The organism is Streptomyces sp. NPDC032745 (assembly GCF_055579465.1).
In genome coordinates this window covers 543883-560926 of the sequence record NZ_JBVING010000003.1, presented here as the reverse complement: position 1 = coordinate 560926, position 17044 = coordinate 543883, and the positions used below count along the sequence as shown (strand labels likewise).

The window sequence follows — 17044 nt, the reverse complement described above, 5'->3', positions numbered from 1 at the left end:
GACACGCCATGACGGCCATCGCCCCCTCCCCGGCTCGCGTCCGGGCCGCGGCACTCCTGCCGCGGCTCGCGCTGGTCCTCGCGGCCCTGCTGGCAGCCCTGTTCACCGCGGCCGGCCCGGCCACGGCACACGCCGCACTCACCGCGAGCGACCCCAAGGACGGGGCGGTGGTCGCCACGGCCCCCGCCCAGGTCACCCTCTCCTTCTCGGAGCAGGTCGCCATGGGCGACGACTCCATCCGCGTCATGGACCCGCAGGGCAGGCGGGTGGACACCGGCGAACTGCGCGACATGTGCAGCGGATCCACCATCCGCTACGGCACCGCCCTGCACTCCGGGCTGCCGGACGGCACGTACACCGTCGCGTGGCAGGCCGTGTCCGCCGACAGCCACCCCGTCTCCGGCGCCTTCACCTTCTCCATCGGCGCCCCCTCGGCGACCAGCGTCGCCCTGCCCACCGGGCAGGCGGGCGGCGGACCCGTCGGCATCGCGTACGGGATCGCCCGCTACGCCGCCTACGCCGGTTTCACCGTCCTCGTCGGCGGGGCCGCCTTCATCCTGCTGTGCTGGCGCCGCGGCGCCGCGCAGCGCCCGCTGCAGAAGCTCGTCGTGCGCGCCTGGGTCACGCTCACCGCCGCCACGCTCGCGATGCTGGTGCTCCGCAACCCGTACACGGGGTCGGGGAAGTTCGCCGACGCGCTGGACCTCGACGGCCTCAAAGCCGTGCTGGAGACCAAGCCCGGCGCCTCCCTCGTCTCCAGGCTGCTGCTTCTCGGTGCTGCCGCGCTGTTCATCGCCGTGCTGTTCGGCGCCTTTGCGCGCAGGACCGCCGAGACCGGGGACATCGGCAAGGGCAAGAACGGGGACAAGGACAACGGCAAGGCGCAGGCTGCGGACAAGGAGGCCAACGACCTGCTCTTCGGCCTGGGCATCGGCGGAGCCGTCGTCGCCGGCGGTATCGCCGCCACCTGGGCCCTGTCCGAACACGCCTCGACCGGCATCCAGCCCGGTATCGCCATGCCCGCCGACATCCTGCACCTGCTGGCCGTCGCCGCCTGGCTCGGTGGACTCACAGCCCTGCTCGTCGCCCTCCACAAGGTGCCCGGGATCGAACGCGAGGCGGTCCAGCGGTTCTCCCGGGTCGCGTTCATCAGCGTCCTGGTGCTGACCGTCACCGGCATCTACCAGTCCTGGCGCCAGGTCGGCAGCTGGACGGCCCTCACCGGTACCAGCTACGGACGGCTCCTGTTGCTGAAGGTCGGGCTCGTCGCCGTCCTGGTCGGCATCGCCTACGTCTCCCGCTCCTGGACCGCACGGCTCACCGACGCTCCCGCCGGGAAGCCGTCCAAGATCGCCCGGCAGCGCGATGTTTCACGTGAAACACGGCCGGCCGCCGTCACGGTCCCCGAGGACCCCAAGCGCGCCGCCCAGCTCGCCCGCCAGCGTGCCGCCCGCGAGAACGCACGCGAGAAGCAGGTCCGCGACGCCGATCCGACCCGGGCAGGGCTGCGCCGCTCCGTCCTCGCCGAGGCCGGGGTCGCCGTCGTCCTGCTCGCGGTGACCACCGTCCTCACCAGCACCGAACCCGGCCGGACCGCCGAGCAGGCGAGCGGGCGCGAGTCCGCGGCCACCGCCGTCCCCAACCGCGCCATCAAGATCACCCTGCCGTTCGACACCGGCGGCGAGAACGGGAAGGGATCGGTCCGGGTGGAGCTCGACCCGGGCCGGGTCGGCGCCAACTCGCTGCACGTCTGGGCCGACGACCCCGAGGGCAAGCCTCTCGACATCCCCGAGATCAAGGTCGCCTTCACCCTCCCCGCCAAGGACATCGGCCCCCTGCCGCTCATCCCGGAGCGCGCGGCCCCCGGACACTGGAGCGCATCCGGCGTCCAGCTGCCGCTCGCCGGGGAATGGCGGATCGACGTGACCGTCCGTACCTCCGACATCGACCAGACGACCGTGCAGAAGAACGTGAAGATCGGCTGACCAGCGTGACCGAGAGCAACCCCGACATCGAGATCTCCCGGCGCCGGCTGCTGGGCACCGTCGGCGCCGCAGGCGCCGCCGGGCTCGCACTCGGCGCCACCGGCGGTGCCCTCGTGCACTCCGCACTCGCCGACTCCCCGGCCGGCGCTCCCGGCGCCGCCGGGAGCCTCGCCTCACTCGGCGCCACCGAGGTCGCCTTCCACGGCGACCACCAGGGCGGCATCACCACCCCGCTGCAGTCCAAGGGCCACGTCCTCGCCTTCGACCTGGCCCCGGGTGCCGGGCGCAAGGAGGCCGCCGCCCTGATGCGCCGCTGGTCCGACACCGCCCGCCTGCTGATGGCAGGCAAGGCCGTTTCTTCCACGGACACCGGGATCGCCCTCGACGCCGGGCCGTCCTCCCTGACCGTCACCTTCGGCTTCGGGCACTCCTTCTTCGAGCGGACCGGGCTCGCCGCTCGCCGCCCCACCGCCCTCGACCCGCTGCCCGACTTCTCCGCCGACCGGCTCGACGCCCAGCGCAGCAACGGCGACCTGTGGGTCCAGATCGGCGCCGACGACGGGCTCGTCGCCTTCCATGCCCTGCGCGCCCTGCAGAAGGACGCGGGGGACGCCGCCCGCGTGCGCTGGCAAATGAACGGCTTCAACCGGTCCCCCGGTGCCACCGCCGCCCCGATGACCGCGCGCAACCTCATGGGCCAGATCGACGGCACCGGCAACCCGAAGCCCGCGCAGCCGGACTTCGACAAGCGGATCTTCGTCCCCGCCGCGGGCCCCGGGCCCGCCGAGCACGCCTGGATGGGCGGGGGCTCGTACGCCGTCGTACGCCGCATCCGGATGCTCCTCGACGACTGGGACAAGCAGTCCCTGGCCCAGCAGGAGCAGGTCATAGGCCGTACGAAGGCCACCGGCGCGCCCCTCACCGGCGGCAACGAAACCACCGAGATGGCCCTCGACAAGATCGGCCCCGACGGCAAGCCGGTCATCCCGTCCAACGCGCACGCCCGGATCTCCGCCCCCGCGCAGAACGGCGGGGCCGCCATGCTCCGGCGCCCCTTCTCCTTCCACGACGGGATCGCCGCCGACGGCACCCCGGACGCGGGGCTCCTCTTCATCTGCTGGCAGGCCGATCCGCTGCGCGGTTTCGTCCCCGTCCAGCGCAAGCTCGACCGCGGGGACGCCCTGTCGGAGTTCATCCGGCACGAGTCCAGCGGGCTGTACGCGGTGCCGTCCGGCCCGCGCGACGGGGAGTACGTGGGGCAGCGGCTGCTCGAAGGATGAACAGCGCCCCGGCGGCCGGGGGCCCGGCATTAGGCTGATCACATGTCGGCCACCCGCTTCACCTATCTCGGTCCCGAGGGCACCTTCACCGAAGCCGCCCTCCGCACACTGCCGGAAGCCGCGACCCGGGAGCTCGTCCCGATGGTTTCGGTCCCGGCCGCCCTGGATGCCGTACGCAACGGGGAGGCCGCGGCCGCCCTGGTGCCGATCGAGAACTCGGTGGAGGGCGGTGTCACCGCCACGCTGGATGAGCTGGCCTCCGGCGAACCGCTGATGATCTACCGCGAGGTGCTGCTGCCCATCACGTTCGCGCTGCTCGTGCGGCCCGGGACCACGCTGTCGGACGTCAAGACCGTCACCGGGCACCCGGTCGCCCAGCCCCAGGTGCGCAACTGGCTGCGGGCGAACCTGCCCGACGCGGTGTGGGAGTCGGCCGCCTCCAACGCCGACGGCGCCCGGCTGGTCCAGGAGGGCCGCTTCGACGCCGCTTTCGCGGGCGAGTTCGCGGCCGCCACGTACGGGCTCGTCCCGCTGGTCACCGAGATCCACGACGCGGAGAACGCCGAGACCCGGTTCGTGCTCGTCGGCCGCCCCGCCCGGCCCGCTGCACCGACCGGCGCCGACAAGACCTCCGTCGTGCTGTGGCTCGGCGACGACCACCCCGGTGCCCTGCTGGAGCTCCTCCAGGAGTTCGCCGTCCGCGGGGTCAACCTGATGCTGATCCAGTCCCGGCCGACGGGCGCGGGCATCGGCAACTACTGCTTCGCCGTCGACGCGGAGGGCCACATCTCCGACCGCAGGGTCAGCGAGGCGCTCATGGGGCTCAAGCGCACCTGCCCCCAGGTCCGCTTCCTCGGTTCCTACCCGCGCGCGGGCGTGGCTCAGGGTGACGTGCGCGATCCGCGACCCGGCACCTCGGACGGTGACTTCACGGCCGCTTCCGACTGGCTGACGCGCTGCCTCGACGGCCGGGCGTAGCTCTTCCTCCACTGTCCACAGAGTTATCCACAGGCCGAGATGGGGACCTGTGGACTAGTCGACATCGCGGCGCGACAAGGTCGACAAATCGGTCGGCGGGCCCAGGTTTCGCGCTGGGGAGCGGGAGGTGAACGTCGTCACCCCCGCATCGCCGATCAACTCTTTGGAGCGAGTCATTCCCACCCGAATGAGTGTGTGAGGGTGGTTTGAACCCTGATTCGTCTGGACGGCCCGCCGGTGGGGATTGATCTAATTCCGTGTCCACAGATCCGGCACACAGCCTGTGGAAAAGTCTCCGCAGTGGACAATTCCTGTGGACAAGGAAGGCCTTCCGCCCTGCTCAGAGGATGCCCGGATACCCCGGTTGTGCCCCTTTTCAGGGAATGGGCCGCTTTTATTGACCGCCCAACAAGGGTCACTTCCAGCCAGTCGGCCAGAGTTTTCCATTCTCCGCAATTAGGACATAGCGACACGCAGCGTGATATCGGTGTGAGCCCAGGAAGCCCAGCCCGGTAGCCTGGAGGGGTGATTGACCTCCGGCTGCTCCGTGAAGACCCTGACCGTGTCCGCGCCTCGCAGCGCGCCCGTGGAGAGGACGTCGAACTCGTCGACGCACTGCTCTCCGCCGACGAGCGCCGCAGGTCCTCCGGCATGCGCTTCGATGAACTCCGCAATGAGCAGAAGTCGCTCGGCAAGCTCATCCCCAAGGCCTCCCCGGAAGAGCGGGCAGAGCTGCTCAAGAAGGCCGAACAGCTCAAGACGGACGTCAAGGCTGCCGAGGCCGAGCAGAACGAGGCCGACGAGGCCGCCAAGCGTCTGCTGCTCCAGCTCGGCAACATCGTCCACGAGGACGTTCCGGTCGGCGGCGAGGAGGACTTCACGGTCCTCGAGACGCACGGCACGATCCGCGACTTCGGCGCCGAGGGCTTCGAGCCCAAGGACCACCTGGAGCTCGGCGAATCGCTGGGCGCCATCGACGTCGAGCGCGGCGCCAAGGTGTCGGGCTCGCGCTTCTACTACCTGACCGGTGTCGGCGCCCTGCTGGAGCTCGCCCTCGTCAACGCGGCGATCGCGCAGGCCACCGAGGCCGGCTTCATCCCGATGCTGACCCCTGCGCTGGTCCGCCCGCGCGCCATGGAGGGCACCGGCTTCCTCGGCCAGGCCGCGGAGAACGTGTACCACCTCGAGAAGGACGACTACTACCTGGTCGGCACCTCCGAGGTCCCGCTCGCCGCGTACCACATGGACGAGATCATCGACGCCGACAAGCTGCCGCTGCGCTACGCCGGCTTCTCGCCGTGCTTCCGCCGCGAGGCCGGTACGTACGGCAAGGACACCCGCGGCATCTTCCGCGTCCACCAGTTCGACAAGGTCGAGATGTTCTCGTACGTCGCGCCGGAGGAGGCCGAGGCCGAGCACCAGCGTCTCCTGGAGTGGGAGAAGCAGTGGCTGACCAGCCTGGAGCTGCCCTTCCAGGTGATCGACGTCGCCACCGGTGACCTGGGCTCCTCCGCCTCGCGCAAGTTCGACTGCGAGGCGTGGATCCCGACGCAGGGCAAGTACCGCGAGCTCACCTCCGCCTCGAACTGCAACGGCTTCCAGGCCCGCCGCCTGTCGATCCGCTACCGAGACGGCAAGAAGACCGCGCCGCTCTCGACGCTGAACGGCACGCTGTGCGCCGTACCGCGCACGATCGTCGCCATCCTGGAGAACCACCAGCAGGCCGACGGTTCGGTGCGGGTGCCTGCGGTGCTCCGTCCGTACCTGGGCGGCCGCGAGGTCCTGGAGCCGATCGCCAAGTGAGCCCGGCCCCGTTCCCGTACAAGCTCGTCGCGACCGACCTCGACGGCACGCTGCTGCGTGGCGACGACACCGTCTCGGAACGCACCCGTGAAGCGCTCGTCGCGGCCACCGCGACGGGCGCGGCGCACATCATCGTCACCGGCCGGGCCGTGCCCTGGACCCGGAGCGTGCTGGACGACCTCGGCTACAAGGGGATCGCGGTGTGCGGGCAGGGCGCGCAGGTCTACGACGCGGGGGCCCACCGGCTGCTGACCTCGGTGACGCTCGACCGGCAGCTGGCGGGTCTGGCGCTGTCGAAGCTCGAGGCCGAGGTGGGTCCGCTGGCGCTCGCGGCCAGCCGGGACGGGGTGGACGGCGACGTGCTGTTCGGGCCCGGCTACCGGGTGCAGGAGGGCCTGCCGGCGCTCTACCTGGAGGACACCACGGAGGTGTGGTCCGCTCCGCTGAACAAGCTGTACATCCAGCACCCGGAGCTCGACGACGACGCGCTGGTGAAGGTGGCGCGGGAGACGGTGGGCTCCTTGGTGGACATCGTCCTGGCCGGCCCGGGCATAGTGGAGATCCTGCCGCTGGGGCTGACGAAGGCCACCGGCCTCTCGCTCGCCGCCCGCCGGCTGGGCGTGAAGGCGGCGGAGACGATCGCCTTCGGTGACATGCCCAACGACATCCCGATGTTCGGCTGGGCGGCCCACGGTGTGGCGATGGCCAATGCCCATACGGAGCTGAAGGCGGTGGCCGACGAGGTGACGACCTCCAACGAGGAGGACGGCATCGCGGTGGTGCTGGAACGCCTGCTGGGCGCCGCCTGACGGCTCGGCGGGGAACAGGGAAGGTCCGGAACAGCCCGCGCCGCAAGGCACGCTCGAAGTGGCTGCTCCGGACCTTTTTGTTGCTCCCCGCACGACTCACTCTGCCCGGGGCGTACGTCCCGTACCAGTCAATTTCCGTGCGTCAGCCCGGCGAGCGCGGTGCTCATGTTTCACGTGAAACATGCCTGGGGTGCGGGTGGCGGGTCAGCGGCCAGGCGAGCAGGCCGACGGAGAGCGAAATGGCGTGCCCGAGGTCGGTGAAGGTGCCTCCGGTGAGGAGGGGGAGCCCGAAGAAGGCGACGACACAGGCGAGGTAGAGCCAGCGCAAGGGGTTCGGCAGCCGGTAGGTGAGGACCCCGATCGAGGCCGCGAGTCCGTAGCTGACGCCGACATCGACGACGTGGACCATGCTCTGCGGGGCCCGGTGGTCCTGAATGGCCATCAGGACCACCTTCTGGCTGATCAGGGTGGCCGTGATGTGGGCGGTCGCGACGATGGCGAGCCAGCGCAGGGTGCCGAGCCAGCGTTCGACGGGGGCGTGGAAGAGCTCGAAGAGGACGGCGTACAGGGCGAGCGAGGCCGGGTTCGCTATCCAGAAGGCGCTGGAGAGCAGGGCCCGCACGGGGTGCCGGGTGAGCTCGTGGATATTGCTGCTGTGGCGGTGGAGCAGGACGTGCTCGAGGTGGTCGGGCGCGATCACGACGATGATGCTCGTGACGGCGATGATCAGCAGCCATATGTGCGTACCGGGCGAGGAGCGTATCCAGGACCGTACGGGCCTGGACGGCTCGGGCTCGGTGTGCTCGATCATGCACTGATTTTGCCCCGTACGGCGGTGCCCCGCCTGGCCGGTGGGCCGGGCGGGGCACTGGATGCGGAGCCGGTGCGGCGGGGCCTACTCCTCGCCCGCCAGGGTGAGGCGGCGCAGCTTCTGGCCGGCGTAGACGGTGGCGCCGACGGTGACCACCAACAGCAGGATCACCGCAGTGGGCAGGCCGACGGTGGCGTCCACGTAGCCTTCGCCGGCGACCTTCTCGGCGAGAGCCAGGGCCCACTGCTGGACGCTGAGGGTCTTCGCCCCGGAGACCAGGCTGCCGAAGAGCGACTCCCAGATCAGGGCGTAGACCAGGCCGAAGACGACCGCGTGCCGGCTGACGGTGCCCAGCAGCAGGAACAGGGCGCTGTAGGCGATCGAGGCGACGAGGGCGGCGACGGTGTAGGCGACGGCGATCTGCTGGCCGTTGCCGTTGAGGATGAAGCCTGCGATCAGGGTCGGGATCGCGGAGAAGGCCATGGTGACGGCGATCGCGACAATCAGCTTGGTCATGATGATCGTCGGACGCTTCACCGGCTTGGAGAGCAGGTAGACGATCGAGCCGTCGTCGATCTCGGGGCCGATGGCCCCGGTGCCGGCGATGACGCCGATCAGCGGAACCATGGTGGCGAGGGCGAAGCCGCCCAGCAGGTCGGCCGCGACCTTGTCGTCCAGGCCCGTGAACGCGCGGACGGCGAGGGAGATGACGATCAGAAGGGCGGGCAGCGCGAAGAGGATCAGTGCGCGGCGGCGGCCGAGCAGCGCGCGGTAGGTGAGCCGGGCGACGGTGGGGTTGTACATGGGTGCCAGCTCCTTCAGGCCGCGACGAGGTAGGAGAAGACCGACTCGAGGGACTCGTCGGAGGGCGAGACCGTCAGCAGCCGGATGCCGTGCGCACGGGCGACCCGCGGCAGCAGCTCGGTGAAGCGGCCGAAGTCGACGGCCTGGATGCGCAGTGCGCCTTCCTTGAGGTCGATCTCGATGCCTGCGGTGGAGGGGTCGGCGATCAGGGCCGCGGCGAGGGCCCGGTCGTCGGAGGAGCGGACGACGTAGCGGTGCGGGCGGTCCGTCATCAGGCGGCGGATCTTGCGGAAGTCGCCGGAGGCGGCGTGGCGGCCGGCGACGACCACCTCGATGTGGGAGGCGAGCTGTTCGACCTCCTCCAGGATGTGGGAGGAGAACAGCACGGTGCGGCCGCTGTCGCCCATGCGCCGCAGCAGGTCCATGAGCTGCATGCGCTGACGCGGGTCCATGCCGTTGAACGGCTCGTCGAGGAGCAGCACGGACGGGTCGTGGACGAGGGCCGAGGCCATCTTCACGCGCTGCCGCATGCCCTTGGAGTACGTGGAGATCTTGCGGTCCTGGGCGTACTCCATCTCGACGGTGGCGAGCGCCCGCTGGGCGGCCGCGTCGTCGAGGCCGTGCAGCTCGGCGTTGGCGACGACGAACTCCCGGCCGGTGAGGAAGTCGTACATGGCCTCGCGCTCGGGCACGACGCCGATCTGCTTGTAGACCTGCTCGTTCTGCCAGATCGGCGCGCCGTCGAGGGTGACAGTGCCCGTGGAGGGGGCGAGGAAGCCGCCCATCATGTTGATGAGGGTGGACTTCCCGGCGCCGTTGGGGCCCAGGAGTCCGGTGACGCCGGGGCCGATGCGCATGGTCACGTCGTTGACGGCGACGACGTTCCCGAACCAGCGGGAGGTGTGGTCGATGTCGATGGTGGTCACAGCCCGGCCTTCCGGTAGCGGGCCATCAGGGCGGCGTAGGAGCCGGCGATGAGGGCGAGGACGACGAGCAGGTAGACGAAGCCGACGCCGGCCGAGGGGCCGTCTCCGCCGGGGAAGGCGGAGGTGCCGCCGAGGAACGCGGCCTGGACCCCGTCGATCAGGCTGATCGGGGAGAACAGGCCCATCCACTCGATGGCACCGGTCGAACCGGTGCTGTACGCGATGCCCTGGACGGCGGTCACCGCGCCGAAGGGGATCAGGAGCACGGCGATGATGGCGGCGACGCCGAAGCCGCGGCGCGGCGTGAGCGCGGCCATGATCAGGCCGATGCCGGAGAACAGCACCGAGAGCAGCAGCACGGAGACCAGTCCCTGGGCGAACCCCTTGGTCTGGTCCGCGAAGTCGAATTTGGCCAGCAGCGAGCCGATCCACATGATCAGCAGCGGTGTGGCGGTCAGGATGAACAGGGCCGAGGCCATCGCCGCGAACTTCGCGAGGACGTAGTCGACGCGCTCGATGGGCCGCGAGAAGTAGAGCGGCACGGTCTTGAAGCGCAGGTCCCGGGAGACCGACTGGGGTGCCTGCGAGGCGAGGTAGAGGCCGATGATCACCTGGGTGGTCAGGGCGTACGTCGTGTACTTGATCGGCAGGCTGGTGGAGCCGGGCACCGCGATGGCGACCGCGACGATGATCAGCGCGGGGACGCACATCACCGCGAAGAGGAGCATCGGGAGGACCTTGGACTTGGCCGACCGGCCGAGTCCGTACGCGCCGCGCAGGGACTGCGAGAACAGCGACTTGCGGGCGTAGGCGCGGCCGAGCCGGGCCCCCTCGTAGGACCGGTAGCCGATGTTGTGGATCTGGGTCGAGGTGTCAGGCGCCATCGGAACCGGCTCCCTTCCGGACGAGCTGCTGCTGGTCGTTGTCGCGGAAGACCTCCGCGATGTGGTGGCGGCGCTGTTCCATGCGGACCAGGCCGAGGCCCAGGTCGGCGACGGTGTCGCGCACGGTGTCGTAGGTGTCCTCGCCGGTGGCCTCGACGAGCAGGATGTGGCCGGCTCCGGGCAGCCCCTGCTCCTCGCCCGCATGCAGGGTGATGCCCGCCCCGACGAGCGCCTTGCGCAGGGCGGCGGTGCCGTCCGGGTGGGTGTCGGAGTCGGTGACCTCGACCGCGAGGGTCGTGGTGATCTGCGTGAAGTCGCTGGTGGAACTGGAACGCAGCAGCTTGCCGCCGTCGACGACCACGACGTGGTCGCAGGTCCGCTCCAGCTCGCCGAGGAGGTGGGAGGTGACCAGGACGGAGATGCCGAAGTCGGTGTAGACGCGGCGGATCAGGCCGAGCATCTCGTCGCGGCCGACGGGGTCGAGGCCGTTGGTGGGCTCGTCGAGGAGCACCAGCTGGGGGTCGTGGACGAGCGCCTGCGCCAGCTTGACCCGCTGCTTCATGCCCGTGGAGTAGCCGCCGATGGGGCGGTAGCGCTCCTCGTACAGGCCCACGTGGCGCAGGGTGTCGGCGGTCCGCTCGCGGGCGGCGGTCGGCGGGAGCCCGGACATGCGCGCCATGTGTACGACGAACTCGGTGGCCGAGACGTCGGGCGGCAGGCAGTCGTGCTCGGGCATGTAGCCGACGCGCTCACGGATGGCGCTGCCATGGGTGGCGACGTCGAGTCCGAGCACGGCGGCGCGGCCCTCGGTGGCGGGGGACAGTCCAAGCAGGATCTTGATCAGCGTGGACTTGCCGGCTCCGTTGGCACCCACGAGGCCGGTCACTCCCGGCCCGATGTCCAGGGAGAGCCGGTCGATTGCGGTCACTCGGGGGTACCGCTTGCTCAGGCTTTCGGTCGCGATGACAGTCACGGCTCCGACGTTAGTGGCGTCGGCCGTGCGGAGCGTCAGACCTGGAGCGTCATCCCGTCTCCGCCTTCAGGACTACAGACCCTGACGAAAGGCTGATGCGGTCCGGACAAGTTTGTCCACAGGTCTGTGCACGGGCCTTGACGTGATCTCCGGTCATTGTCACATTCATCAGTGTCAAGTTACGGGCGGGTACGGCTCTACGGACGGACGGCTGTCATGGCTGGGGACACCAGGGAACGCACCGCGCAACTCTCGGCGGACCTGCGGGGGTTCAGGGAAGTGCAACGCCTCTCGTACGAGTGCGCGGAGACCGTCGCGGCCCAGCTGAGGCCGGGGGTGACCGAGCGCGAGGCGGCGCGGATGCAGCGCGAGTGGCTGCGCGAGCGCGGTGTGCGGGACTGGTTCCACCTGCCGTTCGCGTGGTTCGGGGACCGCACCGCCTTCGCGAACTTCAAGATCCCTCTGCAGTTCTTCCCGACGAACCGGAAGCTGGAGCCGGGGATGCCGTTCATCCTGGACATGGCGCCCGTCCACAAGGGGTACGCGGCCGACATCGGGTACTCGGGCAGCCTCGGGCTGAACCCCGTACAGGACCGGCTGATGTCCGATCTGCGGGTGCACCGCGAGCTGATCCTGGAGCAGGTCCGCGAGCGCCGCCCGCTGCGCGAGATCTACGAGAACGTCGAGCGGCTGATGATCCGCCAGGGGTATGCCAACCGGCATCGCGCCTACCCCTTCGGGGTGATCGCCCACAAGATAGACCGGGTCAAGGAGCGGCGCTGGGCCCCGACCGCCTTCGGGTTCGGGACGCAGTCCCTCAAGGGGCTGGCCTCCGACGCCCTGCACGGGCACCGCGAGGGCTGGTCCCCGCTGTGGAGCCCGTACCGCTTCTCCGACCACCCGCCGCAGCCCGGCCTGTGGGCGGTGGAACCGCACCTGGGCTTCCGGGGCACCGGCGCGAAGTTCGAGGAGATCCTGGTCGTCACCGACTCACGGGATCCCGAGGAGAGCGCGTTCTGGCTGGACGACGATCTGCCGCACGTGCGGCGCTGGGCCGAGGAGAAGGCAGCATGAGCGGCATGAGCGGAGCGGACGGCAGCAAGGACGGCATCAAGGGGACGGCCCTCGCGGGGGCCCGCGAGCGCCGGGTGAGCACCGGCGGCATCGAGCTGTGCGTCGTCGAGCTCGGCGACGGCGACCGGCCGACCGTGGTGCTCGTGCACGGGTACCCGGACAGCAAGGAGGTCTGGTCGGAGGTCGCGGAGCGGCTGGCTGCCCGCTTCCACGTGGTGCTCTACGACGTACGCGGCCACGGTCGCTCCACCGCGCCGGTACCACTGCGCGGCGGCTTCACCCTGGAGAAGCTGACCGACGACTTCCTGGCGGTGGCGGACGCCGTCAGCCCGGACCGGCCGGTCCACCTGATCGGCCACGACTGGGGCTCCGTACAGGGCTGGGAGTTCGCGACGGTCGCCCGTACCGAGGGACGGATCGCCTCCTTCACCTCGATGTCGGGACCCTCCCTGGACCACTTCGGGCACTGGATCAAGAAGCGGCTGGCCCGGCCCACCCCGCGCCGGGCCGCGCAGCTCCTAGGCCAGGGCGTCAAGTCCTGGTACGTGTACATGCTGCACACCCCCGTACTGCCGGAGCTCGCCTGGCGCGGGCCGCTCGGCAAGCGGTGGCCGCGGATGCTGGAGCGCGTGGAGAAGGTCCCGGCCGGCTCCTATCCGACGGCCTCGCTGCCCTCGGACGCCGCGCACGGAGCCTGGCTCTACCGCGACAACGTACGGCCCCGGCTGCGCCGGCCCCGCCCCGATGCGTACGCGCACGTGCCCGTCCAGCTGATCACCCCGACCGGGGACGCCTTCCTCTCCGAGCGGCTCTACGACGACCTGGAACTGTGGGCCCCCGACCTGGTGCGGCGCACTCTGCCCGCCAAGCACTGGGTACCGCGGACCCGGCCCGACCAGCTGGCCGCGTGGATCACCGAGTTCGTCACCGCCCGGGAGGAGCCCGCCACCCGGGCGCCGGAACAGAAGGCTCCGGGCCGGTACGCCGACCGGTTCGGCGGCCAGCTGGTACTGGTCACCGGCGCCGCCAGCGGCATCGGCCGGGCCACCGCGTTCGCCTTCGCCGAGGCCGGGGCCCGGGTGGTGTGCGTGGACCGGGACGCCGAGGGCGCAGCGCGGACGGCCGGCATGGCGCGGCTCGTCGGGGCCCCCGAGGCATGGGGCGAGTGCGTCGACGTCAGCGACGAGCAGGCGATGGAGAAGCTCGCGGCCAAGGTCGCCGCCGAGTACGGAATCGTGGACGTCCTGGTCAACAACGCGGGCATCGGCCTGTCGGGGCCCTTCCTGGAGACCACCTCGGAGGACTGGAAGAAGGTCCTCGACGTCAACCTGTGGGGGGTCATCCACGGCTGCCGGATCTTCGGCCGGCAGATGGCCGAGCGCGGCCAGGGCGGGCACATCGTCAACACCGCCTCCGCCGCCGCCTATCTGCCCTCCAAGACCCTGCCCGCGTACAGCACGTCGAAGGCCGCGGTGCTGATGCTGAGCGAGTGCCTGCGCGCCGAGCTCGCCTCGCAGTCGATCGGGGTCTCGGCGATCTGCCCGGGGATCGTCAACACCAACATCACGGCCACCTCGCGCTTCGCCGGGGTGGACGCAGCGGAGGAGAAGCGCCGCCAGGAGCGCTCCTCTCGGCTGTACGGGCTGCGCAACTTCCCGCCGGAGAAGGTCGCCGACGCGATCCTGCGAGCCGTGGTGCGCAACGAGGCCGTGGTTCCGGTGACACCAGAGTCCAAGGGCGCCCTGTGGATGTCCCGGTTCGCACCGGGCGCCCTGCGGCGGCTCGCGAAACTGGAACCCCGGCTGTGAACAGGGCGGCGGAGCCGGTCCCCGGCGGTCCGGGGGCGGCGGTGGGGGAGCCGGGCTGCAGCTCCCGCGGCCGCCCCGCGCGGCTGCTGTCGACGTGGAGAGAGCTCGGCACGGCCATATCCCGCTACTTCCGGCGGTCGTACCATCCCTCGCAGGAGGGCTCGCTGCGCAGGGCGGTCGAGTACCTTGCGGCTTCGCCTGCCGCCCGGGCCGCGGCGGCCGCGGTCGGCCGAGCCGCCATGTCGTAGGGAGCCGGGATTGTCAGAACAGGCGGTGGCCGAGTACCGGATCGAGGATCTCGCGCACCACAGCGGGGCGACGGTGCGCACCATCCGTGCGTACCAGGACCGCGGGCTGCTGCCGAAGCCGGAACGGCGGGGCCGCTCCAACGTCTACCGGGACACGCATCTGGCGCGGCTGCGCCAGATCGCCGACCTGCTGGACCGCGGCTACACCCTGGCCTCCATCAAGGAGCTGCTGGAGGCCTGGGACGCCGGGCGCGGGCTCGGCGGAGTGCTGGGGCTCGTCGCCGAGGTGCACGGACCGTGGACCGACGAGGAGGCCGCCCGGATCAGCCGGGCCGAGCTGAACGACCGGTTCGGCGGCCGACCCGACGACGACGCGGTGGGCGAGGCGTGCGAGTTGGGGGTGCTGGAGCGGATCCCGGGGCGCCCTGACGATTTCCTCGTGCCCTCCCCGCAGGAGCTGGCGGTGGCTGCCGAGCTGTACGCGGCCGGGGTGCCGCTGTCGGCGATCACCGGGCATCTGCGGGAGCTGCGCGGGCAGGTGGAGCACATCGCCTCGCGGTTCCTCGAGTTCACCACCGAGCACGTCTTCGCCCGCTACCTCGGGCAGGTGCCGCCGACGGACGCGGACGCGGCGGAGGCGGCGACGATGGTGCGGAGACTGCGGCCCCTGGCCCAGCAGACGGTGGACGCCGAGCTTGCGCGGGCCATGCGGCTGTTCGCGACCCGGCATCTGCAGCGCCACCTGGGGGCGGCCGGGACCTCGCAGCCGTCGGGGCCCGCATCGGTGCCACTGCCGGCGGAGACGGTACGAGCGGTGCAGGAGCTGGTCGGCGCCGAGCACGTCGGGGAGTTCGTCCGGGCTGCGACGGAACGGGAGCTGCAGGCCCGGACGATGAACGAGCTGGCGCGCCGGGGCGGCGGGTAGCAGCCGCCGCCGTCCGGTGACGTCGGCCGGTAGTCCACAGGGCGGATCACTCGTTTGCCCTCAAACCCGACCCAACCGGCTGTGGACAAGTCGGTGCTGCCTGTGGGCAACCCTGTGGACAGCGGTGTGGGCGGCTACTCGGACGGCTCAACCGACGGTCTCGTACGCGGCGTTCACGGGACCGACGGGGCCGACGGCGCCGACGCTTCCGGCGGAGTCGGGCGGGCTGACGGGCACCGGCGCGAGGGCCTCCGCACCCGCCGCGGGGGCGGCCGGCGCGTCCTGCCCACCGGGCCGGGCGCTCCCGTAGAGGAGTGCGGCGAGGGCCAGGCCCAGGACGCCTCCGACCAGCTGGGCCGCGACGAATCCGGGCAGTGACTGCGGGGCGATGCCGGCGAAGGAGTCGCTGAAGGCGCGGCCGATGGTGCCCGCCGGGTTGGCGAAGGAGCCGGACGACGTGAACCAGATCGCGGCGGCGATGTACGCGGCGACCGCGGCCGGGATCAGTTTCGGGCGCCCGATGCGCTCCAGGCCCTGGATGACGAGGACGAGCCCCGCGGTGGCGACGATCTCGCCGACGAGCAGGTGGCCCCCGCCCCGGATCTGCGTGGAGAACGTGCCGGGGACGTGGCCGAACATCAACTCGGCGACGACGGCGCCGCCGATGGCCCCGGCGGTCTGGGCCGCGGTGTAGACCAGGGCCTCCCGGCCCCCGAGCCCCTCACCTCCGGTCCGCCGGGCCCACCAGGAGGTGAGGGTGACGACCGGGTTGAGATGCGCTCCGGACAGCGGTCCGAAGAGGGTGATGATCAGCCCGAGGCCGATGGCCGAGGCGAGCGAGTTGGCGACGAGGGCGACACCGGTGTCACGGCTGAGGTCGGCGGCCTGGATTCCGGAACCGATCACCACCACGAGGAGGCCGGCGGTGCCGATGAGCTCGGCGACCGCACGGCGCGGCAGGGAAGCGTGGATTGTCATGGGTTCTCCCCCTGGGCAGAAGTTCAACGGAAAATGTATTCCGTATCTTGGAAGCGCGATAGGGGGTGTCCGGGGTCGGCGGAGCGGCGAAAAATCGCTGCCCGACCCCGCTGCGACGCGGCAAGCTGGGGCCATGGACGACAGACGCACCGTGAAGGTGTCCAAATACGTCTCGAAACATCTGCGGCATCAGCCGGAACGCATCGGACTGGTGCTCGATCCCCAGGGCTGGGTGGAGATCGACGATCTTCTCCGTGCGGCCGCCGCCCACGGCTTCCCCGTCAGCCGCGCCGAGCTCGACCACGTCGTCGCCGCCAACGACAAGCAGCGGTTCGCCGTCGACGGCACGCGCATCCGGGCCAACCAGGGGCACACCGTTCCCGTGGACCTGGACCTGCCGGAGGCCGAACCGCCCGCGTACCTCTACCACGGCACCGTCGCCGCCGCCTTGGACCCGATCCGCGCCGAGGGCTTGCGTCCCATGGCCCGCCACCACGTGCACCTGTCCCCCGACCGGGAGACCGCGACCCGCGTCGGCGCGCGGCGCGGCCGGCCGGTCGTGCTCAGCGTGGACGCGGGGGCGATGCGCGCCGCCGGGCACGTCTTCCGGATCAGCGCCAACGGGGTCTGGCTGGTGGATGCCGTACCGCCGCAGTTCCTGCGTTTCCAGTAGCGCCGGCCTCGGCGCCGCTCGGCAGCCCCCTCGGCGCCGCCGGAATTCACGAAGAGATTGTCAGATCATCCCCCTACTCTGTTCC

Annotated in this window: 15 protein-coding genes and 1 pseudogene; 10 read left to right on the top strand and 6 right to left on the bottom strand. The window is 71.0% G+C overall.

All coding sequences use genetic code 11. The features are described from left to right. The first annotated feature begins 8 nt into the window (after positions 1-8). From ACZ5WG_RS10425 to ACZ5WG_RS10405, 5 genes are all read left to right on the top strand, one after another. The gene (locus ACZ5WG_RS10425; RefSeq protein ID WP_468722063.1) at positions 9-1985 is read left to right on the top strand and encodes a copper resistance CopC/CopD family protein; all 1977 of its coding nucleotides are present in this window, start codon (positions 9-11) and stop codon (positions 1983-1985) included. Beyond that, complete coding sequence (efeB, locus tag ACZ5WG_RS10420; protein ID WP_468722290.1) at positions 1982-3265, top strand: iron uptake transporter deferrochelatase/peroxidase subunit; 1284 nt, start codon at positions 1982-1984, stop codon at positions 3263-3265. The genes ACZ5WG_RS10425 and efeB overlap by 4 nt, the downstream gene beginning before the upstream one ends. Before the next feature lie 42 nt (positions 3266-3307). Next, positions 3308-4243 (top strand): prephenate dehydratase, encoded by a 936-nt coding sequence (pheA, locus tag ACZ5WG_RS10415; protein ID WP_468722062.1) that lies wholly within the window; start codon positions 3308-3310, stop codon positions 4241-4243. Positions 4244-4768: 525 nt separating this feature from the next. Then, positions 4769-6046 carry a serine--tRNA ligase gene (gene serS / locus ACZ5WG_RS10410; RefSeq protein ID WP_468722061.1) on the top strand — a complete coding sequence of 426 codons (1278 nt, stop codon included), beginning with the start codon at positions 4769-4771 and terminating at the stop codon, positions 6044-6046. Next, positions 6043-6855 (top strand): HAD family hydrolase, encoded by an 813-nt coding sequence (locus ACZ5WG_RS10405; RefSeq protein ID WP_468722060.1) that lies wholly within the window; start codon positions 6043-6045, stop codon positions 6853-6855. The genes serS and ACZ5WG_RS10405 overlap by 4 nt, the downstream gene beginning before the upstream one ends. A gap of 163 nt (positions 6856-7018) precedes the next feature. Here the strand turns inward: ACZ5WG_RS10405 and ACZ5WG_RS10400 are convergent, their stop codons facing one another. From ACZ5WG_RS10400 to ACZ5WG_RS10380, 5 genes are all read right to left on the bottom strand, one after another. Continuing rightward, the gene (locus ACZ5WG_RS10400; RefSeq protein WP_266665788.1) at positions 7019-7666 is read right to left on the bottom strand and encodes a rhomboid-like protein; all 648 of its coding nucleotides are present in this window, start codon (positions 7664-7666) and stop codon (positions 7019-7021) included. 84 nt (positions 7667-7750) lie between these two features. Further along, a complete protein-coding gene (locus ACZ5WG_RS10395) occupies positions 7751-8470 on the bottom strand; it encodes an ABC transporter permease (RefSeq protein ID WP_356870009.1) in 720 nt (239 codons plus the stop codon). 14 nt (positions 8471-8484) lie between these two features. Then, positions 8485-9396: an ABC transporter ATP-binding protein gene (locus ACZ5WG_RS10390; protein ID WP_468722058.1), complete on the bottom strand. Its 912-nt coding sequence runs from the start codon at positions 9394-9396 to the stop codon at positions 8485-8487. Next, positions 9393-10280 (bottom strand): ABC transporter permease subunit, encoded by an 888-nt coding sequence (locus tag ACZ5WG_RS10385; RefSeq protein WP_468722057.1) that lies wholly within the window; start codon positions 10278-10280, stop codon positions 9393-9395. Before ACZ5WG_RS10385 ends, ACZ5WG_RS10390 begins: the two co-directional genes overlap by 4 nt. Continuing rightward, positions 10270-11253: an ABC transporter ATP-binding protein gene (locus tag ACZ5WG_RS10380; RefSeq protein ID WP_468722056.1), complete on the bottom strand. Its 984-nt coding sequence runs from the start codon at positions 11251-11253 to the stop codon at positions 10270-10272. Before ACZ5WG_RS10380 ends, ACZ5WG_RS10385 begins: the two co-directional genes overlap by 11 nt. 216 nt (positions 11254-11469) lie before the next feature. Between ACZ5WG_RS10380 and ACZ5WG_RS10375 the strand changes: the two genes are divergently transcribed. The 4 genes and pseudogenes from ACZ5WG_RS10375 (at position 11470) to ACZ5WG_RS10360 (ending at position 15308) form a co-directional block, all read left to right on the top strand. Next, a complete protein-coding gene (locus ACZ5WG_RS10375; protein ID WP_468722054.1) occupies positions 11470-12327 on the top strand; it encodes a M24 family metallopeptidase in 858 nt (285 codons plus the stop codon). Next, positions 12324-14135, top strand: a complete 1812-nt coding sequence (locus tag ACZ5WG_RS10370) for an SDR family oxidoreductase (RefSeq protein WP_468722053.1) — start codon at positions 12324-12326, stop codon at positions 14133-14135. The genes ACZ5WG_RS10375 and ACZ5WG_RS10370 overlap by 4 nt, the downstream gene beginning before the upstream one ends. Positions 14136-14218: 83 nt before the next feature. Continuing rightward, positions 14219-14383 (top strand): annotated as a pseudogene (locus tag ACZ5WG_RS10365) (metal-dependent hydrolase); the annotation flags it as partial. A gap of 10 nt (positions 14384-14393) precedes the next feature. Continuing rightward, positions 14394-15308 (top strand): MerR family transcriptional regulator, encoded by a 915-nt coding sequence (locus tag ACZ5WG_RS10360; protein WP_468722052.1) that lies wholly within the window; start codon positions 14394-14396, stop codon positions 15306-15308. Positions 15309-15455: 147 nt separating this feature from the next. On the opposite strand, the gene ACZ5WG_RS10355 is transcribed toward ACZ5WG_RS10360, so the two are convergent. Further along, a complete protein-coding gene (locus ACZ5WG_RS10355; protein ID WP_468722051.1) occupies positions 15456-16286 on the bottom strand; it encodes an aquaporin in 831 nt (276 codons plus the stop codon). 133 nt (positions 16287-16419) lie between these two features. On the opposite strand from ACZ5WG_RS10355, the gene ACZ5WG_RS10350 reads away from it, so the two are divergent. Beyond that, positions 16420-16959, top strand: coding sequence for an RNA 2'-phosphotransferase (locus ACZ5WG_RS10350; RefSeq protein WP_468722050.1), 540 nt, complete (start codon positions 16420-16422; stop codon positions 16957-16959). Positions 16960-17044 lie beyond the last annotated feature (85 nt).

Coding starts and splice junctions, on each gene's coding strand:
- ACZ5WG_RS10425 (WP_468722063.1), top strand. CDS start 9: ATGACGGCCATCGCCCCCTCCCCGGCTCGCGTCCGGGCCGCGGCACTC.
- pheA (WP_468722062.1), top strand. CDS start 3,308: ATGTCGGCCACCCGCTTCACCTATCTCGGTCCCGAGGGCACCTTCACC.
- ACZ5WG_RS10400 (WP_266665788.1), bottom strand. CDS start 7,666: ATGATCGAGCACACCGAGCCCGAGCCGTCCAGGCCCGTACGGTCCTGG.
- ACZ5WG_RS10395 (WP_356870009.1), bottom strand. CDS start 8,470: ATGTACAACCCCACCGTCGCCCGGCTCACCTACCGCGCGCTGCTCGGC.
- ACZ5WG_RS10385 (WP_468722057.1), bottom strand. CDS start 10,280: ATGGCGCCTGACACCTCGACCCAGATCCACAACATCGGCTACCGGTCC.
- ACZ5WG_RS10375 (WP_468722054.1), top strand. CDS start 11,470: ATGGCTGGGGACACCAGGGAACGCACCGCGCAACTCTCGGCGGACCTG.
- ACZ5WG_RS10370 (WP_468722053.1), top strand. CDS start 12,324: ATGAGCGGCATGAGCGGAGCGGACGGCAGCAAGGACGGCATCAAGGGG.
- ACZ5WG_RS10355 (WP_468722051.1), bottom strand. CDS start 16,286: ATGACAATCCACGCTTCCCTGCCGCGCCGTGCGGTCGCCGAGCTCATC.
- ACZ5WG_RS10350 (WP_468722050.1), top strand. CDS start 16,420: ATGGACGACAGACGCACCGTGAAGGTGTCCAAATACGTCTCGAAACAT.